This window comes from Microbacterium sp. ZXT2-5, assembly GCF_055329545.1.
Genome location: NZ_JBUZWD010000001.1, coordinates 2,067,412 through 2,092,597, shown reverse-complemented (window position 1 = coordinate 2,092,597; position 25,186 = coordinate 2,067,412). Strand labels below are relative to the sequence as shown.

Sequence of the window (25,186 nt, the reverse complement as noted above, 5' to 3'; positions counted from 1 at the left end):
GAGCGCCCGCTAGATTTTTGCGTCAAAAACCTAGCGTTGACTAGGAATTGGTGTTAGCGTCTCCCGCCAGAAGGCGATCCGCAGGGGCATCGCCACCTATGAAGGGACCAAGGATGTTCCGTTGGAAGGCCACAGCAGCCACCATCGCGATCGCCGCTCTCGCCCTCACCGGCTGCGCCGGTGCCGGGGACGACGGGTCGGGCGCAGGCGAATCCGGCCGGGCAGACCGGCTCACGCTCACCGCGATCATCGGGCCCACGAGCTACGACATCGGCCAGGGCGCCGAATACGGCAACCGCAGCCCGTTCTTCCAGGCGGTGTTCGACACGCTGCTGCAGAAGAACGCCGCCGGTGAGATCGAGCCGTGGCTCGCCACCGAGTGGGAGTACAACGACGACAACACCGTGCTGACCCTGACCCTGCGCGACGACGTCGAGTTCACCGACGGCACGCCGCTGGACGCCGACGCCGTCGTCGCCAGCCTCGAGCGCTTCCGCGACGGCACCGCCCCGCAGGCCGCCACCCTCGCCGGCAAGGAGTTCGCCGCGGTCGACCCGACGACCGTCACCATCACGCAGCCCACGCCCGACCCCTCGCTCGTGAACCTGCTGTCGATCGCCCCGGGCCTCATCCAGGCGCCGTCGACGTTCGACGACCCGGACTCCGCCACCGAGCCGGTCGGCTCCGGCCCCTACATCCTCGACACCGCGGCGACGGTCACCGGCACCACGTACGTGTACACCGCCAACCCGGACTACTGGAACCCCGACGCCGTCAAGTACGACAACCTCACGATCAACGTCATCGAGGACCCGACGGCGACGCTGAACGCGCTCAAGGCGGGCGAGGCGAACGGCGCGAAGATCGTCAACAACGACACGATCCCCGAGATCGAGGCATCCGGCTGGACGATCGAGTCCAACGAGCTCGACTTCCAGGGCCTCCTGCTCTTCGACCGCGCCGGAACCATGGCCCCCGAGCTGGCCGACGTGCGGGTGCGCCAGGCCATCAACATGGCGTTCGACCGCGAGGCGCTGCTCGACGCTCTGCAGGCCGGCTACGGCACGGTGACCGAGCAGGTCTTCCCCGAGACGTCCGTCGGCTACGACGAGGCGCTCGACAGCACCTACGGATACGACCCCGAGGCCGCCAAGGAGCTGCTCGCCGAGGCCGGCTACCCCGACGGCTTCACGCTCGACATGATGTCCACGCCGGCTTTCCAGACGACGTTCGACCTCGTGGCGCAGCAGCTCGCCGACATCGGGATCACGGTGAACTACACTGACCCCGGCACCGGCAACTTCATCACCGACATGCTCGCGCCGAAGTACCCGGCGACATGGATGGCGCTGGAGCAGAACCCCGACTGGCAGCTGATCAACTTCATGATCGCCCCCCAGGCGACCTTCAACCCGTTCCGCTCGCAGGACCCGCAGGTCGACGAGTACATCGCCACCATCCAGATGGGCGGCGACGACGCCGAGCAGGCCACGAAGGACCTCAACGCGTACATCGTCGAGCAGGCCTGGTTCGCGCCGTTCTTCCGGGTCCAGGGGACCTACGCGGTGGACGCGAACACGAACCTCGAGTTCTGGCCCACCAATGCCTACCCGTCGATCTTCGGGTTCTCGCCGAAGAGCTGAAGCCTCGCCCCGCCCGCGCGGTCACGCGCGGGCGGGGCGACACCACCCACGGGAAGACCTCATGCTTGCATTCATCCTCCGGCGCCTGCTGTCGGGCGTCATCCTGATCGCGGTGATCTCGTTCCTCGCGTTCGTCCTCCTCTTCGCGGGAGGCGGCGACATCGCCCGCCGCATCCTCGGCGAGAACGCCACCGCCGAGACCGTCGCCAAGAAGACCGAGGAGCTGGGCCTGAACCAGCCGCTGCTCGCCCAGTACGGGGAGTGGGTCACGGGCGCCCTCACCGGCAGCCTCGGCCGCAGCTGGTTCACCGGCGAGCTGGTCTCGACCAGCGTCGGCAACCGCCTCGCCGTCACCCTGTCGATCGTGATCGGCGCGACGCTCCTCTCGGCCGTCGTCGCGGTGGTCCTCGGCGTCCTCGCCGCCCGTCGCGGCGGGTGGATCGACGGAAGCGTCCAGGTCGTCTCGCTCGTGGGCTTCGCGATCCCGGGCTTCCTCATCGCGCTCGGCCTGGTGCTCGTCTTCGCGATCAACCTCGGCTGGTTCAAGGCCACCGGCTACATCCCGGTGACCACCTCGTTCGTCGGATGGCTGTCGTCGGTGACGCTGCCGATCATCGCCCTGTCGATCGGCGCCATCGCCGTCGTCGCCCAGCAGGTGCGCGGGTCGGTCATCGACGCCATGTCGCGCGACTACGTCCGCACGCTGCGCGCCCGCGGCCTCGCCACCAATGCCGTCGTCTACCGTCACGTCCTCCGCAACGCCGGAGGCCCGGCGCTCGCCGTCCTCGCGGTGCAGTTCATCGGGCTCCTCGGCGGGGCCGTGATCGTGGAGCAGGTCTTCGCCATCCCCGGCATGGGCCAGCTCACCGTCCGCGCGACGACGCTCGGCGACATCCCCGTCGTCATGGGCGTGGTGATCGCATTCGCGGTCATCGTCGTCATCGTGAACCTCCTCATCGACCTCGCCCAGGCGGCGCTGAACCCGAAGGTGCGACTCTCATGACCGCCATCGACGTCCCCCTCGACGTACCGGTCGCGCCGGTACGCGTCTCGCTCCGGCGGCGCCTGCTGCGCCGTCCGCTCGGCCTCGCCTCGCTGATCTTCCTGGTGCTGCTGGGCGTCATCGCGATCATCGGCCCGGCCATCGCCCCGCAGGACCCCAACTACGCCGACATCCGCAACGTGCTCGCACCGCCCAGCGCCGAGCACATCCTGGGCACCGACGGCAGTGGACGCGACGTGCTGTCGCGCCTGCTCGCAGCCACCCAGACGACCGTCGCCGCCGCGCTCCTCGCCCTCGCCGTCGCGCTGATCCTCGGTGTCATCAGCGGCCTCATCGCCGGCTACTACCAGGGGTGGTTCAACAGCACGGCCACCTGGGTGACCGAGCTGAACATGGCCCTGCCCGGCATCGTCGTGCTGCTCGCGGCGCGGGCGGTGCTCGGACCCTCGGTGTGGATCTCGATGTTCATCTTCGGCATCCTGCTCGCACCGGCGTTCTACCGCCTCGTGTACGCGTCGGTCACCGCGGTGCGCTCGGAGCTGTACGTCGACGCGGCCCGCGTCTCGGGCCTCAGCGACTCGCGCATCATCGCGCGCCACGTGCTGTCGGTCGTGCGGGCGCCCATCATCATCCAGGCGGCGATCATCGCCGGCATCGCGATCGCGATCCAGTCGGGGCTGGAGTTCCTCGGACTCGGCGACGTGGCGGTCCCCACGTGGGGCCAGATGCTCAACGACGGCTTCAAGAACATCTACAAGGAGCCGCTGCTCATGCTGTGGCCGTCGCTTGCGATCGCGCTCACGTGCATCGCGCTGACGCTGCTGGCCAACGTCATGCGCGACGAGCTGGAGCGCACGGTCTCGGTGCGCCGCAAGCGCCGCCGCGCGGTGGCGACCGCGACCGGATCGGTGGCCGCGGTGACGACGTCCGTCGGGCTGAGCGGCGGCGACGTCGTCGACCTCGACGAGCCGCCGATCTTCGAGAGCGCGGGCGTCATCACGCACAAGGACGACGTGCGCAGCAAGGCCTCGGAGAAGGTGCTGGAGGTCCGCGACCTCCGCGTCGGGTACGACCAGCCCGACGGCTCGCACATCGAGGTCGTCCACGGCGTCTCGCTCGACATCCGCCGGGGCGAAGTCCACGGCCTCATCGGCGAATCCGGCTCGGGCAAGACGCAGACGGCATTCGCCGTGCTGGGGCTCCTCCCCCGCGGCGGGCACGTCACGGCCGGCTCGATCCTGTACGAGGGCACCGAGCTCGCGGGCGGCGACGACCGCTCCTACGCGGGGCTGCGGGGCAAGCGCATCGGCTACATCCCGCAGGAGCCGATGTCGAACCTCGACCCCTCGTTCACGATCGGCGGCCAGCTGGTCGAGCCGTTGCGCAAGAACCTCGGGCTGTCGAAGAAGGCGGCGACCGAGCGGTCGCTCGAGCTGCTCGCCCGGGTCGGCATCCCCAACCCGAAGCGCACGTTCGACGCGTATCCGTTCGAGGTGTCGGGCGGCATGGCGCAGCGCGTGCTCATCGCAGGGGCCGTCTCGACCGACCCCGACCTCATCATCGCCGACGAGCCGACGACGGCTCTCGACGTGACGGTGCAGGCCGAGGTGCTGGATCTGCTGCGGGACCTCCAGGCCGAGCGGAACATGGCCATGCTCCTCGTGACCCACAACTTCGGCGTCGTGGCCGACCTCTGCGACCGGGTCTCGGTGATGCAGAGCGGTCGCTTCGTCGAACAGGGCCCCGTGCGCGCGATCTTCAACGACGCGCAGCATCCGTACACGAAGGCGCTGCTGGACGCGATCCTCGACGAGGGTCCCGCCCGCCCGCCGCTCGTCCTGAAGGGAGCGCGAGCATGACCACTCCGCTGACCGCCCCGCCGCGGGAGACGCCGCTGCTGGATGTCAAGGACCTCGTCGTCGAGTACCCCGGCAAGGGGTTCCGTGCGCAGCCGTTCCGGGCCCTCAAGGGCGTGTCGCTCGACATCCTTCCCGGTGAGACGGTGGGCCTCGTCGGCGAGTCGGGGTCCGGGAAGACCACGCTCGGACGCGCCGCGCTGGGGCTCGCACCGGTGACCGAGGGGTCGATCACGTACGACGGCAAGGACATCTCGCATCTCGGGCGCCAGGCGCGCCGGGCGCTGAGCTCCGAGATCCAGGTTGTCTTCCAGGACCCCTACTCGTCGCTGAACCCGTCGATGACGATCGAGCAGATCCTGATCGAGCCGCTGACCGCGGCCGGGGTCGCGACGGCCGAGGCCAAGAGCCGCGTGCGGGATCTGCTCGACCAGGTGGGCCTCCCGTCCGACGCGCGAGGGCGCCTGCCCCGCGAGTTCTCGGGCGGTCAGCGGCAGCGCGTCGCGATCGCGCGGGCGCTCGCGCTGCAGCCCCGGCTCATCGTGTGCGACGAGCCGGTCTCGGCACTCGACCTGTCGACGCAGGCGCGCGTGCTCGACCTCTTCATCGAGATCCAGGACCGCACGGGCGTCGCCTACCTGTTCGTGACGCACGACCTGGCGGTGGTGCGGCACATCTCACACCGCGTCGCCGTGATGTATCGCGGCGAGATCGTCGAGACCGGCGACGGAGACCGCGTCACCTCGCACCCCGAGCACCCCTACACGCAGCGCCTGTTCATGGCCGCGCCGGTGCCCGATCCCGACAGGCAGCAGGAGCGCCGCATCGCGCGGCGCGCTCTCCTGGACGCGGAGGCGGCCGCCGGCGCCGCCTGATGACCCGGATGCCGCGGCCCGGCCCGTCCCGTGGGTGGCGGGCCGCGGCATCCGATCCCTGATCCTCCCTTCGAGAAAGCACCCTCCCCATGACTGACACCGCCCTCCGCCCTGCCTCCGTGGCGCACCTCCAGCCGCTTCTGGAGAGGCTCACGCTCGAGCAGAAGGCCGCGCTCGTGCAGGGCGCGGACTTCTGGACCACCGTCGCCGTCCCCGAGATCGGGTTGCGCGCGATGACCCTGTCGGACGGCCCGGCCGGCGTCCGCGGTCCCCGCTGGGACGAGCGCGAGCCGTCGCTCAACCTCCCGTCGGGGTCGGCACTGGCCGCCGCGTGGGACGTCGATCTGGCGTACCGGTACGGCGCGGCCGCGGCATCCGAAGCCCGCCGCAAGGGCGTCGACGTCGTGCTCGGCCCGACGATCAACCTGCACCGCTCGCCCCTGGGCGGCCGGCACTTCGAGTGCTTCAGCGAGGACCCGGAGCTGTCGGCCGAGCTCGCGGCCGCGTACGTGCGGGGCCTGCAGGACAACGGGGTGGCCGCCACCCCCAAGCACTACGTGGCGAACGACTCCGAGACCGACCGCTTCACGGTCGACGTCCGCGTCGGCGAGCGCGCACTGCGCGAGCTCTACCTCGCCCCGTTCGAGCGCGCCGTCGAAGCGGGCGCGTGGGCGATCATGAGCTCCTACAACGCCGTCGACGGCGTCACGATGACCGAGAACGACCTGCTCGAGACGCCGCTGAACTCGGAGTGGGGCTTCGACGGGGTCGTCATCAGCGACTGGACCGCGGTGCGATCGCTCGACGCGGTGCCGGCGGCGCAGGACCTGGCCATGCCCGGCCCGGCCCCCGCCTGGGCCGATCTCGTCGAGGCGGTCCGCGACGGGCGCGTGGCGGAGGCCGACCTCGACCGCAAGGTGCTGCGCCTGCTGCTGCTCGCCGAGCGGGTCGGGGCGCTGGGCGATGCGACGCCGGTCGAGCCCGCACCCGTGGACGGGCCGGCGTTCGCCCGGCAGGCCGCGATCTCCGGCACCGTGCTGCTGCGCAACGAGGGCGTGCTGCCGTGGGATGCCGCCACCCTCGGCCGCATCGCGGTCATCGGACAGAACGCGCGGGACGCCCGCACGCAGGGCGGCGGCAGCGCGACCGTGATCCCGGAGCGGGTCGTGTCGCCGCTCGACGCCATCCGCGCCGCAGCGCCCGGGGCCGAGGTGCGGTACGAGATCGGCGCCGTCGTCCAGGAGGGCGTCGCCGAGATCCCGCTCGCGCAGCTGCGGAACCCCGCCACGAGCGAGCCCGGGCTGCGCGTCGCCTTCTTCGACGCCGACGGCACGGAGCTGTTCGCCGAGAACCGCCGCTCCACGTCGCTGGTGTGGTTCGGCGGCGATGCGCCGATCGCGGCGAGCGCAACCGTGGTGCTGGAGACGCTGTACACCCCCGAGCACAGCGGCGACATCGAGCTGGGCTTCGCCGGCGCGAATCCCGGCAGGCTCTTCGTGGACGGCCACCTGGTGCTCGACGACGCCCCCGTCATCGAAGGCACCGATCTCGGCGCCGCATTCCTCAACCCGCCCTCGCTCACGTCCACCGTCGCCGTGACGGCCGGGCGCGAGACGGCGATCCGCGTCGAGTTCAGCCGCGCGCCCGGGGGCCCGCTCTCGGGCGCCATGAGCGCGACGCTCGGCATCGCGCCGGAGCGGACCGACGCCGATGACCTCATCGCCCGCGCGGTCGCCGAGGCCGAGGCATCCGATGTCGCCGTCGTCGTCGTCGGCACCAACTCGAAGGTGGAGTCGGAGGGCTACGACCGCACCAGCCTCGAGCTGCCCGGCCGCCAGGACGACCTCGTCCGCGCGGTGGCGGCGACCGGCACGCCCACCGTCGTCGTCGTGAACGCCGGCTCCCCCGTCGTGATGCCGTGGGCAGGTGAGGTCGGGGCCATCGTGCAGGGGTACTTCGGCGGACAGGAGTTCGGCCACGCGGTCGCCGACGTGCTCACCGGCGCCGCCGAGCCCGGCGGTCGCCTCCCCACCACCTGGCCCGCGGCCCTCGCCGACGTGCCGGTGACCGAGGTCGTCCCGACGGACGGTCGACTCGAGTACCGCGAGGGCATCCACATCGGCTATCGCGCCTGGCTGCAGGCGCATGCCGCGCCGGCATTCCCGTTCGGGCACGGCCTGGGCTACACGACCTGGTCGTGGGGTGCCGCTCAGCGCGTCGGCGACGCCCTCGAGATCACGCTCGCCAACACGGGCGACCGCGCCGGGAAGCAGGTCGTGCAGGTCTACGCCGAGCGGGCGGACTCGTCGGTCGAGCGTCCCGAGCGCTGGCTCGTGGGCTTCGCGACGGTGCACGCCGCTCCCGGCGAGACTGTGACCGCGACGATCGCCGTGCCGCCGCGACGTCTCGCCCACTGGGCGGGCGAGTGGGTCGTCGAGCCCGGCGCGTTCACGCTGCGCGCGGGTGCCTCCGTCGCCGACCTCCCGCTCGCGCTGGAGTGGCCGACCGAGGGAGGGGTGGCATGAGCCTGGCGCCGCTGACCACGGACTCCCTCGAGGGCGCGGCGGACCCGCGGCTCGCCGAGATCGTCGAGCGCCTCGACGGCTTCCTGGCGGCCGATCCCGGTCTGTCGTTCCAGGTCGCGGCGTTCCATGACGGCGCACCGGTGCTCGATGCGTGGGGCGGCCCGCATCTCGCCGAGGACGCCGTCATCGTGCCGTACTCGGTGACGAAGAACACCATCGGGCTGGCGGTCGGCCTCCTGGTCGAGCGCGGCGAGCTCGACCTCGACGAGCGCGTCGCGCACTACTGGCCGGAGTTCGCCGCGAAGGGCAAGGCCGGTGTCACCGTGCGCCAGCTGCTCTCGCACCAGGCCGGTCTTCCACAGGCCACGCCGGCGCTCTCGTGGGACGAGCTGCTCGACCACCACGCGGCGGCCGAGCGCCTCGCCGCGAGCCGGCCCTTCTGGCATCCCGGCGGCGCCTTCGGCTATCACGCCATCACGATCGGCAACCTCGGAGACGAGCTGGTGTTCCGGGTGACGGGGCTCACCCTCCACGACTTCTACGAGCGGGAGATCCGCCGCCCGCACGGCATCGACTTCTTCCTCGGGCTTCCGGCCGACCAGGAGCACCGCCGCGCACCCGTGCTGCCGATGATCCAGCCGGTCTCCGACAGGACCGCCCGCGAGTACTCGGCGCTCGGTCCGGTCGTGTTCGGCGCGATGGGGGGCGACGTCGACCTCGGCAACTCGCCGCGCAGCTGGCGCTACGGGCACCCGGCGGGCTCGGGCGCCGGCACCGCCCGGGGCCTCGCCCGACTCATGGCCGCCGCCGTCACGGGCGTCGACGGCTTGCCGCCGTTCCTCGGCGCCGACACCGTCGAGCAGATCGGGCAGCAGCAGATCCGCGGCTACGACGAGGTGCTGCATCAGCATGACCGCGCTCACGCGATCGTGTTCCAGAAGCCGTCGCAGCAGCTCGCCTTCGGCGGCCCGCGCTCGTTCGGACACGACGGCGCCGCGGGCGCCCTGGCGTGCGTCGACCCCGACACCGGCCTCGCCTTCGCGTGGACGATCGCCCGCGGGCCCTGGCCCGGCGGCGCGGACCCCCGCGCCGTCGCGCTGGCCCGCGAGCTCGGCATCCTGCTCTCGTCCTGAACCCCGCACCCGAAAGACCTTCGTGACCACGCTGCACAACCCCCTGATCAACGGCTTCCACCCCGACCCGTCGGTCGTCGAGGTCGACGGCGTCTACTACCTGGCGACCTCGACGTTCGAGTATCTGCCGGGCATTCCCATCCACCGCTCCACCGACTTCGAGACGTGGGAGCTCATCGGTCATGTCGCCACTCGTCGGGGGCAGCTCGACGTCGAGGAGGTGCCGACCGCCGGCGGTGCGTGGGCACCCACGATCCGGCACCGCGACGGCGTGTTCCACCTCGTGATCACCGACGCGATGGGACGCGGGATGCTGCACTTCACCGCACCCGACGCCGCAGGTCCGTGGAGCGACGGGGACCTGCTGCGGAAGGCCGACGGCTCGGCGAGCCTCGACGGCATCGACCCCGACATCGCGTGGGATGCCGACGGCAGCGCGTACATCACGTACTCAGGGCTCCTCCTGAGCGGCGCGGAGATCGGGACGCACCTCGGCATCCAGCAGGTGAGAGTCGACCTCACCACCCACCGTGCACTCGAGGAGCCGCGGTCGCTCTGGTCGGGTACCGGTGGCGGATTCCCGGAGGCACCCCATCTCTACGAGGTCGGCGGGCGCTGGTACCTCATGATCGCCGAGGGCGGCACCGAGCGCGGTCACGGCATCTCGATCGCGCGGGGCGACTCGCCGGCAGGCCCGTTCGAGGCGGCACCGCAGAACCCGCTCGTGTCGGCGCGCTCCACCACTAGGCCGATCCAGAACACCGGCCACGGCGACCTGGTCGTGGGCCCCGGCGGGCAGTGGCTGTGCGTGCTGCTCGGCGTACGCCCCCGGAGCATGACGCGGGCGTTCTCGGCCCTGGGCCGCGAGACGTTCGTCACGCCCGTGCGGTGGGGGTCCGACGGCTGGCCGGTGATCGACCCGGTGCTGCTGAACCCCCGTCCCGGCTCGCGGACGGAGGTGAGGTTCTCGCCGGGCGCCGAGCTCGACGGCGAGTGGATCGCGGTGCGGGCGCTGCCCTCCGACCACGGTGATCTCCGGTCCCGCCCCGGCTGGCTCACTCTTCGCGGCGTCGGCTCGACGCTCGACGACCCTCGCCCGGTGTTCATCGGACGCCGCCAGGAGCACCTCACCAGCACGATCACGGTCCGGATGGACGCCTCATCCGGCGTGGGCGGCCTCGCGGTGCGCTACGACGAACGGTTCCATGTCGAGCTCGAGGCGGCATCCGACACCATCACGGCACGCGCGGTCGTCGGTGGGCTGGTCCAGACGTGGGTGCAGCCCTACTCCGGCGGTGTCGTCGAGCTGCATCTGGACTCGCTTCCGCCCACCCACGCACCCGGGCAGACGGAGCAGCTGCTCGGCGACGAGGCGGGCGGCGGTCTGCCCCGCACGAGCGATGTCATCCATCTCGGGGCGACCATCGACGGCGAGCGCGTGCAGCTGGCCGAGGTCGACGGGCGCTTCCTGTCGTCGGAGACGACGGAGTCGTTCACGGGCAGGGTCGTCGGCGTCTATGCCGTCGACGGCGTCGTGGCCGTGTCGAGCTGGACCGCCGAGGGACACGACGACTGATCGCACGCACCTGCGCGGAGTGATCAGCGGACGGTGAGGATCACCCGCTGGAAGGCCTTCAGCGGCGCCGGGGCGTCGTCCACCGCTTCGGCGATGACGTGGATGGTGTCGCCGGGTCGCGCGTCGGCCGGGATCGACACCTCTGCGGTCGCCCCCCGCGGGGCGACCGCCGCCTCGTGGTCGCAGGTCCCGGCCTCGTCGTAGACCCACCACCGCACGGTCACGCCGTCCCCGTCGGGGTCCGCGACGGATGCCGTGAGCGTCAGCTGCTCGCCGGGCGCGACGTCACGGTCGATCCCGCCGTCGACCGACAGTCGAGGGTGATGGTTCGCCTCGTCGTAGGTCGAGACGGTCCACCGCAGCCGGGCGGCGAAGTCGGCCTGGGCGTCGGCGAACCAGCGCACCACCGACCCCTCGTCTCCCGAGGGGCCGCTCGACGCCCAGTCTCCGGATCCCGGCGTGAACGCGGCATCCACCAGGCCCCAGGTGTCGGTTCCCTCGCCGGTGCGGACATATCGACCGCCCCACCCGCCGTACGACGGATGCTCGTGCGCCCGCAGGCCCGGGACGAGGAGGTTCAGCATGTTCGTGGTGTCGCCCTCGGAGATCCACTCCCCGGCCGCCTGCGGCTCCATCCACACCTGGTATCCCTGAGCGCGCAGCTCGTCGGCCGACAGCCCCGAGAGGTGGAAGTAGTCGGTCATGTCGCCGGGCACCATCTGCCGACCGTCGCCCCACACGCGGTAGAGCCCGCCGAGCGGGCCGACGCCGGCGACGTTCTCGCGCATCCACTCGGCGCTCAGCAGGCGCTGGTCGTCGGGGCGGATGGTCTTGCGGGCCATGTAGCCCCACGCCAGCGTCGCCACCTCGATCACCCGGATGCCTGGCCACACGGGCGCGATGTACTCGTCGTAGGTTCCGTCCTGCGACGCGAACTTCGTGATGACGGCCTTGGCCGAGACGGCCGCATGCACGGCCTCCCACTCATCGGTGCCGCGGAACCGCTCCTCGATCGACATGAGGGCCCGCGCGACGGTGCTCGGCCCCGCCCACAGCTGCAGATACACCGGGCCCGGCCGGTCGTCCAGCAGAACGTCGGCGATCAACTGCGACCCCGGCGTTTCGGCCGACGTGTCCCCCTCGAAGTCGATGTTCCCGTCGCGGATCACCGCGCGCAGCGCCTCGGGTGCGGGGTAGCGCGGATCGTGCTGTCGCAGGTTCTCGTACACCTCGGCGTAGGCGTCGACGGCATCGTCGATGAAGCGCTCGCCGGGCGCCCAGCGCCAGGAGGTCTGCGGCTGGTCGTACTCCCGATCGGGGAGGAAGAACTCGGTCCCCCGCCCGTCTCCTCGCCAGTGGAAGCGGCTGGAGGCGTAGACGAGTCCCTCGACCTCCACCTCGTTGCTGTACAGCAGGAAGCGGATCATCGAGTTGAGATCGTCGAGTTCGGGATCGGCCGTGACGATGGTGCGCGGGCGCGGGATGGTCGAGACGACCGGCTCGAGGGCGGTCATGCGGTCACCTCCGCGGCATCCGACCCCGCCTGCCACCGGCTGAACTCCGCGAGCTTGAGGAAGAAGTCCTCGAACATCAGTCGCGTGTCCACCCACGTGTACACGCGCATGGGACGCGCGCCGGGCACGTCGATGTACGCGCCGTCGTCGCCGATCCGCGGCGTGGGCCGTGCGACGTACCGGCTCGACGCGGGGTCGGGTTCGAAGACGGACTGCAGCGCGCTCAGCAGCACGAGCGGCGAGTCGCCCAGGGCGTACGTCTCGGCGGCGCCGCCCGCGAACGAGCCCACCATGCGCATCACGTGGGCGACCTCGTCGTAGAGGTGGCGGCCGAGCGGTCCGGTCGCCGCGACGCGCAGCCGCAGCTCGGCGTCGGACACCAGGCACTGGCGGTACACGTCGCGCGGCACCTGCCAGACCGGGATCCCGGAGTCGCCGAACACGACCTGCGCCGCGGTCACGTCGATGAGCAGGTTGTACTCGATCGGCATCGCGCCCGGGGGCGGCACGGCGAGGCCGTCGTGCTCGGCGCCGCCGATCCACACGAGGGTCAGCCGATCGGCGATCCGCGGTTCGCGCAGCCACGCCGAGGCGAGGTCGGTGAGGCCGCCGCCGGCGAGATAGAACAGCGGCGAGTCGACGTCCTCGCGCAGCGCCTCGGCGATGATCGCATCGACCGCGGGAGCGGGCTGCGGCGTGCCGCCGTCGGTCAGCGGCACGTTCGAACCCTGCACGATGACGTCGACGGATTCCAGTCCCATGCGCGCGAAGACGTCGCGTGCCACGGCCACGGCGTTGCGGGCCTGCTCGGCGCTGGGGTCGAACGGATCGTCCGGCCGCAGGTGCGACGCCACGACGAGGCGGACCTCGGCGCTCGGCGACAGCAGGTGGTGCACGAGCTGGTAGAGGTCGTCGGGGTCCCCCGAGAAATCGTTGTCGAGGATCACCCTCGCGCGCGGCGCGCCGAGCGGAGGGATCGCCTGCCACGGCGTCTCGCCGAGTCGCCAGGAGAGGCGCGCACGGGCGGCCTCGGTGTCGGCCGGTGTCGGCACCTTCGTCATCGTCGACTCCTCATCGCGGGCGCGGGAACGGCGAAATCGTACCACCGGTTGACCAATTACCTTGTTCCGCGTCCGTCATCATGGCTGCACGGGATATCGGCCCTGCGGCGACGGCGAACGAGGTCAACCCAGCCCGCCGGTGGCGGCGGCGGTCACCACGACGGCGAGCGCGACGCACCCGCTGAGGCCGACGAAGACAGCCAGGAACGCCAGCAGTCCGCCGCCCGGCAGCGGGGCGCGGTCGCCTCGAGCGAGGAGTAGCTGGACCGTTCGCCGGCCCCGCCGCCGCGACACGACCCAGAGGGCCCCCGCGAAGACGAGGCCGGCTGCGCCCACCAGGATCCACCACGGGTCGGAGAACGCCACGGGAAGCAGCCGCATCGCCACGAGCGACCCCACGCCGACCGCGAGGGCCGTCCGCCGCCAGGCGAGCTCGGTGCGCTCCGGCTGCAGACCGGGGTCGAAGAGTCCCGTCATCGCAGCAGGATGGCCAGCAGCACGAGGAGGCCGGCGGCGGTCACCGCGATGGCCAGCACGACGCCCAGCAGCGAGCTGGGAAGCGGACGACCCGTCCGCAGCGCCCGCTCGGCGCGAGACCATCCCACCCACGCCAGCGCGGGCGTGAGCACTCCCGCGACCACCAGCACGAGCGACGCCGCCAGGCGCAGCCCGGGGTGCAGCTCCAGCCCGAGCAGCTCGAGGGCGACGCCGCCCGCGATCAGCGCGAGAGCCGTGCGGATCCACGCCAGGAAGGTGCGCTCGTTGGCGAGGGTGAACCGGGCGTCCGGCTCGGATCCCTGCCCGAAGACGGATGCCGGGAACCGGCGCTCCCCGCTCATGCGGCGACCGTCCGGAAGCCGGCATTGCCCATCGAGGAGTCGGGGGTGTTCTGCGAGCGTGCCGAGTTGCGGTAGCGGTTGCAGTACGAGATGTGGCACAGGTAGCTGCCGCCGCGGAGCACCCGCGCGCCGCCGCGGTCGGGGCCGCGCGGATCGACTGCCGCGGCCTCGGTGTACGTGCGCGGCGAGAACCAGTCGGCGCACCACTCCCACACGTTGCCCACAGGCTGCCACAGCCCGTATCCGTTGCGATCGAAGGTCTTCGCGGGCGCCGTCGCGAGGTAGCCGTCGTCCAGGGTGTTGACCCTGGGGAACTCGCCCTGCCAGATGTTCGCGCGCCAGCCGCCCGCGTCGACCTCCTCGTCCCCCCAGGGATACTTCGCGCCGTCGAGGCCGCCGCGGGCCGCGTACTCCCACTCCGCCTCGGTCGGCAGCCTGCGTCCCGCCCAGGCGCAGTACGCCTGCGCGTCGTTCCAGCTGACGTGCACGACGGGGTGATCGCCGAGGCCGTCGAGCGTCGAGCCGCTGCCGCCCGGATGCGCCCAGTCGGCCCCGCGCACGCCGAGCCACCACGGCGTGCCTGCCGCCGACCCCATCACGTCCGACGCCGGCGCCTGCACGGCGAGGTGGAACACCGCACTGAACCCGAACGTCTCCGCCTCGGTGCGGTACCCGGTGTCGTCGACGAACCGCGCGAAGTCGTCGTTGGTGACGGTCGTGGCGTCGATCGCGAACGCGCGCAGCGCGACGCGATGGAGCGGCACCTCGCCGTCACCGGGGTTACGATCCCCCGACGAGTCGCCCATCGTGAACTCTCCCGCCGGGACGGCGACCTGTTCGACGGCGTGACGTGCCGGGTTCACGGCCGCCGCGGGCGCGGCATCCGTCCGCCCGATCCGCACGAACTGGGCACGCGCCGGAGCCCCGCACGCGCACGACGGTCCGCAGTCGCCCTGATCGCCTTCCATGTCCCCATTCTTCCGTCAGCGGGCGAAGACCCGCTTCACCCGCTCGCGTCGGGCCGGCTCATCGCCGAAGCGGACCGTCAGGGCGAGGCTTCGGCGGCGAGCCGCTGGGAGGCGGTCGCCATATGGGTCGCCATGGCCGAGGCCGCGGCATCCTCGTCGCCCGCTTCGATGGCGCGGAACACGGCGCCGTGCTCGTCGATGGCCGCGCGGGCCTCGGCCTCGTCGTGCACCGCCCGGTCGGCGTAGACCTGGAGCAGCGACCGCACGACGTGCAGCAGGTCCACGAGCGTGTCGTTGCCCGCCGCGGTGGCCAGCGCGTTGTGGAACTCCAGGTCGGCGCGGGCGAAGGCCTTGAGATCGCCGGTGCCGCGCCGCATGCGCTCCAGTGAGCCCGACAGCGCGCGCAGATCGGATGCCGCGGCTCTGCCGGCCGCGAGCCGGGCGACGTAGATCTCCAGCCCGGAGCGCAGCTCCAGCAGCTCGGCGGTGTTCTTGCGGCCGATGAGGAGCCCCCAGCGCAGCGTCTGCGGCAGGAGTTCGCTCGCGGTGCCGCGCAGGTAGGTCCCGGAGCCCGGGCGGACGTCGACGATGCCGAGGATCTCCAGAGCGGCCAGCGCCTCGCGCACCGCCGACCTCCCCACCCCCAGGGTCGCAGCGAGCTGGCGCTCCGGAGGAAGGCGGGTGCCGGCCTCGAGGTCGCCGGTGGTGAAGAGGTCCATCAGACGCCGCGCCACCTCCGACACCGGCGTGCCGCTCGGAAGCGCGCCGAGCGCGGCGGTGATCTCCGCGGAGCGGTCGTCGGGGTACGCGGGCATGCGAACAACTTACGGCAGTCCGCGCAGGTCCGACATTGCATTCGGTCAACCGGTTTGCCAGACTAGCCCCGGGCGACGCAGGTCGCCCTTCTCGCGACCACGTGAGAAAACGTTTCCTGAATGCTCGACGACGAGAGGCTATGACGATGGAGTTCCGGAACAGGAAGCTGGCGGCGGCAACGGCGGGAGTGGGGCTGGCCGCCCTGATCGGACTGACGGGGTGTGCGTCCTCGGCGGCGCCCTCCAGCGCCGACCCCACCCTCGACCCCGACGAGGAGGTGTCGATCTCGTTCACCTTCTGGGGCAACGACGTCCGCGCCGAGCTCTACAACGAGGCGATCGAGGTGTTCGAGGACCAGCACCCCAACATCGACGTCCAGATCCTTTTCCTCTCGCCGAACGACTACTGGGAGAAGCGCCAGATCGAGGCCAGCGGCAACGGGCTCCCCGACGTGGTGACGATGGATCTCGCCTACATCCGCCAGTACTCGCAGGGCGGCTCGCTGCTCGACCTCGAGCCGTACCTCGGCACCATCATCCAGACCGACCCGATCGAGCCGTCCGTGCTCGGCGCCGGGGTGGTCGACGGGGTCACCACCGCCGTGCCGATCTCGACGAACGCCTGGTCGATGTTCATGAACACGACGGTCCTCGACGAGATCGGCGTCGACCCGTTCGCCGGCGGCACGTGGGGCGAGTACTACGAATGGGTCGCCGAGGTGAGCGACGCGGCGAAGGCGGCCGGCGTGGAGGACGTGTGGGGCGGCGTGGACCCGAGCTCGCGCTTCGTGAACTTCGAGATGCAGCTGCGCGCCGAGGGCGAGGACCTCTTCGACGACGAGGGCAACCCGGGCTTCGACGAGGAGCGGCTCACGGAGTACTGGGAAGAGGGGGCCGAGGTGCGCGACAACGGCCAGTTCGTCCCGCAGCAGCGGATCGCCGAGGTGCAGCCGATGACCGCGTTCGACAGCGGTCTGAGCGCGAGCGACACGCAGACCGACAACTTCCTCGCCGGCTACCTCGCGAACCTCGGTGAGGGCAACGAGGTGACCTTGCAGGCTCCGCCGCTGTCGGTCGAGGGCGCGAAGGACCTCTACCTCAAGGCATCGCAGATGTACTCGATCGCCGCGAACTCCGAGCACCCCGCCGCAGCCGCCACGCTCATCGACTTCCTCATCAACTCGCCGGAGTCGGGCGAGATCTTCGGCACCAACCGAGGCCTGCCGGCCTCGGCGACGGCACGCGAAGCCGCCGAGCTCGACCCGGTCAGCCAGGACATCGTGGACTACGAGGCGTCGATCGCCGACCGCCTCGGCGACGCCCCGCCGGCGCCGATCGTCGGCTACGGCTCGCTGCACGAGAAGTTCCGCGAGCTGACCGAGGAGCTGAACTTCGGCACGCTGACGGTCGACCAGGCCGTCGACCAGTTCTTCGCCGAGATGGACGTCGTGCTGGGCCAGTAGCACGCGTGCGGGCCGGCGACCTCGGTCGCCGGCCCGCCGTCCTGTCCGCACCGTCCACCGGAGGAGCTCCCGCCCATGTCCTCAACCTCACCGCAGAGCGGAACGGCCGATCCCGGCCGCTCCGACGCCCGCCCGAGCCTCGGCATCCAGGGTCCGGTCGTCGCCTTCCACGACCCGTGGGCGGGGCCGGCCTCCGACGAGATCATGCGCACCGGGACCGGCATCCCGATCCCGTCGCAGGATCCCCCTCCGACACCGCAGGAGTTCGTGTCGGCGCTCGAGGACCTCGGCGCGGAGTTCTACGTGCATCACGTCATCCCGACGAAGCACGACCACGACGCGCTGTTCGGCGATCTCGCGGCGGCCGGGATCGATATCGTGCTCGGCAACGAGTACGGCAACATCAACGGTCCGTACGCCGAGGGCACGAACCGCTACGACGTGCCGGCGGCGGTGATCCGCGCGGCGGCCGAGACCGGTCGGCTGGCCGGCGTGCTGTACGACGAGCCGGAGCACCTCCAGATCCACGCGGACCAGTACCGCCGAGACGACCACCTCCCCCACTTCGGCCGGACCGACGGGCTCACCGCGGAGGAGTCGGTCGCGGTGATCGACCGCACCGTGCGCGGGCTGGTGCGCGACGTCCGGGAGGCCTCGGAGTCCGGCGGCCGTGCGGTGCCGGTCCTCGCCGAGCAGGTCTTCCCGGTGATGTTCCACACGCTCGCCCGGGCCGGGATGACGCCGGCCCCGAAGGTGATGAAGGAATCGTTCCAGCCGCTCCAGCTCGGAACCGCCCTCGGAGCGGCCCTGCAGTACGGCCGCGACCTGTGGGTGTGCGCCGACCTGTGGGGGCCGGACGTCGGCCCCTGGCCCACGCGCGCCCCCGGCTTCCCCGGCCATTCACCCGCGGAGTTCGCGTCCGCGCTGCGACTGGCCTACTTCTTCGCCCCGACGAGGCTGTTCGTGGAGAACATCGACGTGCTCGTGCGGCACCGGGGCGGCGGCCGCTTCGAGCGGACCGCGCACGGCGAGGTGTGGCGCGAGTTCGTGCGCGACTTCGTGCCGCGGCATCCGCTGCGCTGGAGCCACCGCGACGCCCGCGCCGACATCGCCCTCGTGCACGCCGACGACAGCGACTTCGGGCGCGGCGAGCGACCCTTCGGCAATCGCGCGGCCACCGCGCCGGCGACCTCGCGCAGCGTCTTCGCCGCATGGCATGCGCTCAGTCATGGGCAGATCCCCGACCACGGCAGCTGCCTCCACATCCCCGGCTACGACTTTCCCCGCCACCGGCTGAACGGCATCCCGCGATCGGAGTTCCCCCTCCCCAGCGGCGCGCCCGAGCAGACGCACATGCACGGCCTCTTCCAGGCGGCGCGCGGCGTCCTCGTGTTCGACGAGAACGTCCGCGCGGACCAGCTCGCCGACGCGCGGCTCGTGGTGGTCGCGGGGAGCCGCCTGCCCGGCGCCACGCTCGACGCGCTTTCGGTCCGGGCGCGGGCCGGCGCGACGGTGCTCATCGCCGCATGGCTGTGCGATCCCGCGCGGTCCGGCTCGATGCGGATGGGCGACGGGCAGTGGCTCGTCTACGACGCCCTGGACGACCCCGCCGCCCAGGCGGCCATCGCGGCGCATGCCGGGCCGCCGGACCTGTGGACGCAGCGCTTCGCCGACATCGAGCTGCGGATCCGTCCCGGGAGCCCCGACGGGGAGACGCTCGAGTTCGAGATCGCGGACGCCGGAGCCGGCCGGTCCTGACGTCGTGGCATCCGCCGTTTGCAATTGGTCAACCGGTTTGCCACAATGGACGCCGAGTAACCTCGATCATCGTCGATAGCAGGAGTCACTGTGGACCAGACCCAGACCACCACCGACGCGCCACCGGTGGCGCGGTCAGCCATCCGCAAGGTGTCGATGCGCCTCGTGCCGTTCGTGGCGCTGATGTTCTTCATCAACTACCTCGACCGCACCGCCATCGGCTTCGCCGCCCCCAACGGCATGAACGAGGACCTCGCGCTCAGCGCCGCGCAGTTCGGCTTCGCGTCGGGCGTCTTCTTCATCGGCTACATCCTGCTCGAGGTGCCCTCGAACCTGGCGCTGCACAGGTTCGGCGCCCGCCGCTGGCTCTCGCGCATCATGGTGAGCTGGGGCATCGTCGCGCTGCTGTTCACGTGGGTGCAGAACTTCGAGCAGCTCGTGGTGCTGCGGTTCCTGCTGGGTGTCGCCGAGGCGGGATTCTTCCCGGGCGCGATCCTCTTCCTCAGCCTGTGGGTGCCCGCGCAGTACCGCGGCCGCGTCCTCATGCTCTTCTACCTGGCCCAGCCGCTGACCACGGTGATCGGCGCCCCGCTCGCCGGCTGGCTCATCCAGCAGCACGAGGTCTTCTTCGGGCTCGAGGGCTGGCGCTTCATGTTCTTCGGCGTCGCGATCCCGGCGATCGTGGTCGGCGTCATCGCGTGGTTCTACCTCAAGGACAAGCCGGCCGACGCGAAGTGGCTGACCCGTGAGGAGCAGGTCTGGCTCACCGACGCACTCGACCGCGAGAAGGCCGCGACCCAGAAGAAGGAGCACGGCCACGTGTCGGCGCGCTTCGCCTTCAAGAGCGGTCGCGTGTGGGTGCTGTCGTTCATCTACTTCGGGTTCATCTACGGCCTGTACGCGCTGGCCTTCTTCCTGCCCACGATCATCGAGGGCTTCCAGGCGCAGACCGGCCAGACCTTCGACACGCTCCAGAAGGGCCTCATCACCGCGATCCCGTACCTGCCGGCGGCGATCGTCATGTACTTCTGGTCGCGGGACGCCTCGCGGCGCGGCCTGAAGACCTGGCACATCGCAGGTCCCGCGATCGCCGGTGCGGTCAGCATCCCGCTCGCCCTGTTCGCCGGCTCGCCCGCTGCCACGATCGCGGTCATCACCGTCACCGCGTGCGCGATCTTCGCCGCCCTCCCCAACTTCTGGACCCTGCCGACGCGCTTCCTCACCGGCGCCGCGGCCGCTGCCGGCGTCGCCCTCATCAACACGATCGGCAACCTGGCCGGCTTCTCGGCGCCGTTCGTCACCGGTGCCGTGCGCGACTGGACCGGCAGCTACGAGGTCCCGATGTTCATCGTGGGCTTCGTCATGCTCGTGTCGGCCGTGCTCATGGTGCTGCTCTCCCGCAGCAACCGCATCACCCCGGCCACGGTGGACGACGAGGACGACACCGTCTCCGGCGCCGACACCGTCGGCGTCGGCGGGACCGCGAAGGGCGACGTGCGATGACGCGTCTGTGGAACGAGCCGGCGGACTTCGCCGACGAGATGATCGACGGCTTCGTCGCGGCCAACGGCCGCCACGTGCGCCGCGTGCCCGGCGGAGTGGTGCGCAGCACGACGTCGCCGGCCGGCCAGGTCGCGGTCGTCGTCGGCGGCGGCTCGGGCCACTACCCCGCGTTCGGGGGGCTCGTCGGTCCGGGGCTCGCGCACGGCGCGGCGATGGGCAACCTGTTCGCCTCGCCCTCGACGCAGCAGGTGTACGCGGTGGCCAAGGCCGCCGAGGCCGGCGGCGGCGTGCTCTTCAGCTACGGCAACTACGCCGGAGACGTGCTGAACTTCGACGCGGCTCAGGAGCGGCTGCGCTCGGAGGGCATCGCGTGCGAGACGGTCACCGTCACCGACGACATCTTCAGCGCGACCCCGGACGAGAAGCACAAGCGGCGCGGCATCGCGGGCGACCTGACCGTGTTCCGCATCGCGGCGGCGGCGGCCGAGGCGGGCGCGGACCTCGCCGAGGTGACGCGGCTGGCCCGGCTGGCCAATGAGCGCACGCGCTCGTTCGGCGTCGCGTTCACCGGCTGCACGCTGCCCGGCGCCGAGCAGCCGCTGTTCACCGTCCCGGAGGGGCGGATGGCGGTCGGCCTGGGCATCCACGGCGAGCCGGGCATCGACGAGACCGACATCCCCACCGCCGACGGCCTGGCAGAGCTCCTGGTCGAGAAGCTGCTGGCCGAGGTGCCCGACGGCGTCGAGGTCGACGGCGCCCGCGTGGTGCCGATCCTCAACGGCCTGGGGTCGCTGAAGTACGAGGAGATGTTCGTCGTCTACCGGCGCGTCGCCCAGCTGCTCGAGGGTGCCGGCCTGGAGCTGGTCGACCCGCACGTCGGCGAGTACTGCACGAGCTTCGACATGGCGGGCACGTCGCTGACCCTGTTCTGGCTGGACGACGAGCTGGCGCAGCTGTGGGAGACCGCGGTGGACACGCCCGCGTACCGTCGCGGCTCCGTCGCCCCGCAGGAGCGGGCAGCGGTGACGGATGCCGCGGCCGACGCCGCCGAGATCCCCGACGCCGACGAGCCGTCGCGCGCCGTCGCCCGGACGGTGCTGGCCGCGGTGCGCACCATCGCCCAGACCGTCGACGCGCACGTCGACGAGCTCGGCCGCCTCGACGCGATCGCCGGCGACGGCGACCACGGCATCGGCATGCAGCGCGGCTCGCACGCCGCGCTTGCTGCGGCGACCGCCGCGGTCGAGGCCGGCGCCGGCGCGCAGACGACCCTCGCCCACGCCGCCGACGCATGGTCCGATCGGGCCGGAGGCACCTCCGGCGCGCTGTGGGGCCTCATCCTCAACGCGGTCGCCCGGGCGCTCGGCGACCAGGGCCGGCCTGACCCCGCCGCGATCGCCGCCGGTGTGGCCGCCGGCTCGGGCGGGGTCACCGACTACGGCAAGGCCGAGGTCGGCGACAAGACGCTCGTCGACGCGCTCGTGCCCTTCAGCTCGACGCTGAGCCAGGCCGTCGACGCCGGCGCCTCCCTGACCGACGCGTGGCGGACGGCAGCGGATGCCGCGACCCGCGCCGCGCAGGCGACGGCGGACCTCCTCCCCCGCATGGGCCGCGCTCGCACGCACGGCCAGAACAGCGTGGGAACCCCCGACCCGGGCGCGATCTCGCTCGCGCTCATCGTGACCGCCGTGGGCGAAATGCTCGCGGACCAGAACTCAGTGAAGGAGAACGCCAATGGCTGAGCCCCTGCGCATCGTGATCGGCTGCGACGACGCCGGTTACGACTACAAGGAGATCCTCAAGAAGGACCTCGAGAACAACCCCGGCGTCGCCCTGGTGACCGATGTGGGCGTGGACGCCGACGGGCACACGCCCTACCCGACGGTCGCCATCGAGGCCGCCCAGCAGGTCGCGAACGGCGACGCCGACCGCGCGCTGCTGATCTGCGGCACGGGCCTGGGCGTCGCGATCGCCGCGAACAAGGTGCCGGGCATCCGGGCCGTCACCGCCCACGACTCGTACTCGGTCGAGCGGGGCGTGCTGTCCAACAACGCGCAGGTGCTCACCATGGGCCAGCGGGTCGTCGGCATCGAGCTCGCCCGCCGCCTGGTGCGCGAATGGCTGACCTACCGCTTCGACACCACGTCGGCCTCGGCCGACAAGGTGGCCGTCATCGACCGGTTCGAGACCACGGGCTCCTGCTGATGCCGCAGGTCACGGTCGGGGTGAGCCTGAAGACGTACTTCGGGCACGAGCGGGCGCGCGCGTGGTTCGCCGACGTGGCGCAGCGCGCGGCCGCCCACCCCGCCGTGGCCGCGGGCGACGTGCGGTTCTTCGTCATCCCGACCTACGTGCAGATCCCCGCCGCCCTCGCCGCGTTCTCCGACACCCCGGTGCTGGTGGGCGCACAGGACGTCTCGGAGTTCCCGTCCGGCCCCTACACCGGCGAGGTGACCGCCGCCGAGCTCGCCGAGGTCGGCGTGGCCGTCGCCGAGATCGGTCACGCCGAACGGCGCCGGCTGTTCGACGAGACCGACACCGTCACGGCCGCCAAGGCCGCCGCCGCGCTCAGCCACGGCATCACCCCGGTGCTGTGCATCGGAGAGGCCGAGCGCCTGGGCAGCCCCGCCGCCGCGCTCGCGAACGTCGAACAGCTCGCCGCGAACCTCGAGGACGTGCCCGCCGGACCCGTCATCGTGGCCTACGAGCCGGTGTGGGCGATCGGGGCTGCGGAGCCAGCGCCCGACGAGCACATCGCCACCGTCACCCGCGCCCTCCGCGGCGCGCTCGACGCCGATCCCGCCCGGGCGGGCAGCGTCGTCATCTACGGCGGCTCCGCCGGTCCCGGCCTGCTCACCCGCCTCGCGGGCAGTGTCGACGGCCTGTTCCTCGGCCGCTTCGCGCATGACCCCGACGCGCTCGTCGCGGTGCTCGACGAGGCATCCGCCCTCGCCGCCTCGCGGTCGCGGTCGGAGGGCGACGCATGATCGGGCTGGGCACGTACGCGTTCTTCTGGCAGCACTCCGACCGGGTGCCCCGCCCGCTGTCGCTCGTCGGTGCGTTCGAGGCGACCAGACAGCTCGGCGTCGGCCTGTTCCAGATCTGCGACTACGCGCCGCTGGAGCAGATGGACGACGCGGAGCTGACGGATGCCGCAGCCGCCGCCCGCGACCTCGGCATCGCGATCGAGCTCGGCACGAAGGGCATCGAGCCCGACCGGCTCGCCCGCTTCCTCGACCTCGCCGGCGTCTTCGACGCCCGCCTCGTACGCAGCATGCTCTACTCGCCCGACACCCGCCCGACCCTGCCCCAGGCCGAGGAGTGGCTGCGTGCGGCACTGCCGGCGTACGAGGCATCCGCCGTCGATCTCGCCCTCGAGACGTACGAGCAGGTCTCGACCGCCGACCTGGTGGATCTCGTCGCCGGCATCGGCAGCGAACGGCTCGGGATCTGCCTCGACCCGGCCAACGTCGTCGCGCGCCTCGAGCTGCCGCGCGACTGCGTCGAGCGGACGGCGGCGCACGTCAAGAACGTGCACGTGAAGGACTTCGCGTTCGCCCGCCAGCCCGGCTGGGTCGGCTTCACCTACGGCGGCGCGCCCATGGGCGAGGGGCTGCACGACTACCTCCACCTGCTCGAGACCGTCCGCCCGCGAGAGCGCGGCGTCAACGAGATCGTCGAGCACTGGCTGTCCTGGCAGACGGACGCCGAGACCACCATCCGGATCGAGCGGGAATGGACCCGCCGAACCATCGAACACCTGAGGAGCACGTCATGAGCACGACCGCTGCGAACACCAGCACCGCCACCTACAAGATCGCCGTCGTCGGAGCCGGCGGGAAGATGGGCATGCGCGTGTCAAACAACCTCGTCAAGACCGACCACACCGTCTGGTACGTCGAGAACTCGCCCGCCGGTCGCCAGCGCACGCTGGACGCCGGACGGGAGTTGACGGATGCCGCCACCGCCGTCGCCGACGCCGACATCGTCGTGCTGGCCGTGCCGGACCTCGCCCTGGGCCCGGTCACCGCCGACCTCGTGCCGCAGCTGAAGTCCGGCGCGATCGTGCTGACGCTCGACCCCGCCGCCGCGTACGCGGGCCTGCTCACCACCCGCGACGACGTCGTCCAGGCCGTCGCGCACCCCTGCCACCCCTCGGTGTTCCTCGAGCGCACCACCAAGGAGGAGTGGGCCGACACGTTCGGCGGCATCGCCGCCCCGCAGGATGCGATCGCCGCCGTCGAGAGCGACGACCCCGCGCACAAGGAGATCGTCGAGGCCACCGTGCGCGCGATCTACGCCCCCGTCATCGACGTCCACTTCGTCACCGTCAAGCAGCTCGCGCAGCTCGAGCCCACCCTCGTCGAGACCGTCGCCTGCATGATCGGCTCGCTCCTCAACGAGGCCCTCGACGAGGCGATCAACACCATGGGGGTTCCCGAGGCCGCCGCCCGCAGCATCCTGTACGGCCACACCCAGGTGGCCCTCGCCAACGGCCTGCGCGGCGACAACCCGTTCTCGGACGCCTGCCTCATCGCCATGGACTACGGCCGCGAGTCGATCATCAAGGAGGACTGGAAGAAGATCTTCCGCGACGACGAGCTCGACAAGAACCTCGCGCGCATGCTCCACCTCGACCACATCGAGCGCTGAC

Annotated in this window: 21 protein-coding genes; 15 read left to right on the top strand and 6 right to left on the bottom strand. The window is 71.6% G+C overall.

Annotated features, from left to right (window positions below; genetic code table 11):
- Positions 1-113: 113 nt before the first annotated feature.
- From ACZBH1_RS09125 to ACZBH1_RS09095, 7 genes are all read left to right on the top strand, one after another.
- Positions 114-1,643, top strand: coding sequence for an ABC transporter substrate-binding protein (locus ACZBH1_RS09125; RefSeq protein ID WP_336394518.1), 1,530 nt, complete (start codon positions 114-116; stop codon positions 1,641-1,643).
- Positions 1,644-1,704: 61 nt separating this feature from the next.
- Positions 1,705-2,646 (top strand): ABC transporter permease, encoded by a 942-nt coding sequence (locus ACZBH1_RS09120; RefSeq protein WP_336394517.1) that lies wholly within the window; start codon positions 1,705-1,707, stop codon positions 2,644-2,646.
- Entirely contained in the window at positions 2,643-4,505 is a 1,863-nt protein-coding gene (locus ACZBH1_RS09115) for a dipeptide/oligopeptide/nickel ABC transporter permease/ATP-binding protein (RefSeq protein ID WP_336394516.1), read from the top strand. Before ACZBH1_RS09120 ends, ACZBH1_RS09115 begins: the two co-directional genes overlap by 4 nt.
- Positions 4,502-5,377 carry an ATP-binding cassette domain-containing protein gene (locus tag ACZBH1_RS09110; RefSeq protein ID WP_378882842.1) on the top strand — a complete coding sequence of 292 codons (876 nt, stop codon included), beginning with the start codon at positions 4,502-4,504 and terminating at the stop codon, positions 5,375-5,377. Before ACZBH1_RS09115 ends, ACZBH1_RS09110 begins: the two co-directional genes overlap by 4 nt.
- Before the next feature lie 89 nt (positions 5,378-5,466).
- Positions 5,467-7,902 (top strand): beta-glucosidase, encoded by a 2,436-nt coding sequence (locus ACZBH1_RS09105; protein WP_463646193.1) that lies wholly within the window; start codon positions 5,467-5,469, stop codon positions 7,900-7,902.
- On the top strand, positions 7,899-9,035 hold the full coding sequence (locus ACZBH1_RS09100) for a serine hydrolase domain-containing protein (RefSeq protein WP_463646192.1): 1,137 nt from the start codon (positions 7,899-7,901) through the stop codon (positions 9,033-9,035). The genes ACZBH1_RS09105 and ACZBH1_RS09100 overlap by 4 nt, the downstream gene beginning before the upstream one ends.
- A gap of 22 nt (positions 9,036-9,057) precedes the next feature.
- Positions 9,058-10,611, top strand: coding sequence for a glycoside hydrolase family 43 protein (locus ACZBH1_RS09095; RefSeq protein WP_463646191.1), 1,554 nt, complete (start codon positions 9,058-9,060; stop codon positions 10,609-10,611).
- Positions 10,612-10,634: 23 nt separating this feature from the next.
- Here ACZBH1_RS09095 and ACZBH1_RS09090 read toward each other — a convergent pair whose 3' ends face one another.
- From ACZBH1_RS09090 to ACZBH1_RS09065, 6 genes are all read right to left on the bottom strand, one after another.
- Positions 10,635-12,125, bottom strand: a complete 1,491-nt coding sequence (locus ACZBH1_RS09090) for a DUF1593 domain-containing protein (RefSeq protein WP_463646190.1) — start codon at positions 12,123-12,125, stop codon at positions 10,635-10,637.
- Positions 12,122-13,186: a nucleoside hydrolase gene (locus ACZBH1_RS09085; protein WP_463646189.1), complete on the bottom strand. Its 1,065-nt coding sequence runs from the start codon at positions 13,184-13,186 to the stop codon at positions 12,122-12,124. Before ACZBH1_RS09085 ends, ACZBH1_RS09090 begins: the two co-directional genes overlap by 4 nt.
- A gap of 123 nt (positions 13,187-13,309) precedes the next feature.
- Positions 13,310-13,663 (bottom strand): DUF202 domain-containing protein, encoded by a 354-nt coding sequence (locus ACZBH1_RS09080; RefSeq protein WP_336394509.1) that lies wholly within the window; start codon positions 13,661-13,663, stop codon positions 13,310-13,312.
- The gene (locus tag ACZBH1_RS09075) at positions 13,660-14,025 is read right to left on the bottom strand and encodes a YidH family protein (RefSeq protein WP_336394508.1); all 366 of its coding nucleotides are present in this window, start codon (positions 14,023-14,025) and stop codon (positions 13,660-13,662) included. The genes ACZBH1_RS09080 and ACZBH1_RS09075 overlap by 4 nt, the downstream gene beginning before the upstream one ends.
- Positions 14,022-14,993, bottom strand: a complete 972-nt coding sequence (locus ACZBH1_RS09070) for a formylglycine-generating enzyme family protein (protein ID WP_452323480.1) — start codon at positions 14,991-14,993, stop codon at positions 14,022-14,024. The genes ACZBH1_RS09075 and ACZBH1_RS09070 overlap by 4 nt, the downstream gene beginning before the upstream one ends.
- A 77-nt stretch (positions 14,994-15,070) precedes the next feature.
- The gene (locus tag ACZBH1_RS09065) at positions 15,071-15,808 is read right to left on the bottom strand and encodes a FadR/GntR family transcriptional regulator (RefSeq protein WP_463646188.1); all 738 of its coding nucleotides are present in this window, start codon (positions 15,806-15,808) and stop codon (positions 15,071-15,073) included.
- Between the two features lie 146 nt (positions 15,809-15,954).
- Here ACZBH1_RS09065 and ACZBH1_RS09060 point away from each other — a divergent pair, with 146 nt between their 5' ends.
- The 8 genes from ACZBH1_RS09060 to ACZBH1_RS09025 all read left to right on the top strand — a co-directional run bounded on the left by ACZBH1_RS09060 (position 15,955) and on the right by ACZBH1_RS09025 (position 25,185).
- The gene (locus ACZBH1_RS09060; protein ID WP_336394505.1) at positions 15,955-17,271 is read left to right on the top strand and encodes an ABC transporter substrate-binding protein; all 1,317 of its coding nucleotides are present in this window, start codon (positions 15,955-15,957) and stop codon (positions 17,269-17,271) included.
- A 75-nt stretch (positions 17,272-17,346) separates the two neighbouring features.
- Positions 17,347-19,029 carry a hypothetical protein gene (locus ACZBH1_RS09055; RefSeq protein WP_336394504.1) on the top strand — a complete coding sequence of 561 codons (1,683 nt, stop codon included), beginning with the start codon at positions 17,347-17,349 and terminating at the stop codon, positions 19,027-19,029.
- A gap of 90 nt (positions 19,030-19,119) precedes the next feature.
- The gene (locus ACZBH1_RS09050) at positions 19,120-20,532 is read left to right on the top strand and encodes an MFS transporter (protein WP_463646187.1); all 1,413 of its coding nucleotides are present in this window, start codon (positions 19,120-19,122) and stop codon (positions 20,530-20,532) included.
- On the top strand, positions 20,529-22,274 hold the full coding sequence (locus tag ACZBH1_RS09045) for a dihydroxyacetone kinase family protein (RefSeq protein WP_463646186.1): 1,746 nt from the start codon (positions 20,529-20,531) through the stop codon (positions 22,272-22,274). The genes ACZBH1_RS09050 and ACZBH1_RS09045 overlap by 4 nt, the downstream gene beginning before the upstream one ends.
- Positions 22,267-22,737 (top strand): ribose-5-phosphate isomerase, encoded by a 471-nt coding sequence (locus ACZBH1_RS09040; RefSeq protein WP_463646185.1) that lies wholly within the window; start codon positions 22,267-22,269, stop codon positions 22,735-22,737. The genes ACZBH1_RS09045 and ACZBH1_RS09040 overlap by 8 nt, the downstream gene beginning before the upstream one ends.
- Positions 22,737-23,519, top strand: a complete 783-nt coding sequence (locus ACZBH1_RS09035; RefSeq protein WP_336394500.1) for a triose-phosphate isomerase family protein — start codon at positions 22,737-22,739, stop codon at positions 23,517-23,519. The genes ACZBH1_RS09040 and ACZBH1_RS09035 overlap by 1 nt, the downstream gene beginning before the upstream one ends.
- Positions 23,516-24,310, top strand: a complete 795-nt coding sequence (locus ACZBH1_RS09030) for a sugar phosphate isomerase/epimerase family protein (RefSeq protein WP_378882880.1) — start codon at positions 23,516-23,518, stop codon at positions 24,308-24,310. Before ACZBH1_RS09035 ends, ACZBH1_RS09030 begins: the two co-directional genes overlap by 4 nt.
- Entirely contained in the window at positions 24,307-25,185 is an 879-nt protein-coding gene (locus ACZBH1_RS09025; RefSeq protein WP_336394498.1) for a phosphogluconate dehydrogenase C-terminal domain-containing protein, read from the top strand. Before ACZBH1_RS09030 ends, ACZBH1_RS09025 begins: the two co-directional genes overlap by 4 nt.
- Position 25,186 lies beyond the last annotated feature (1 nt).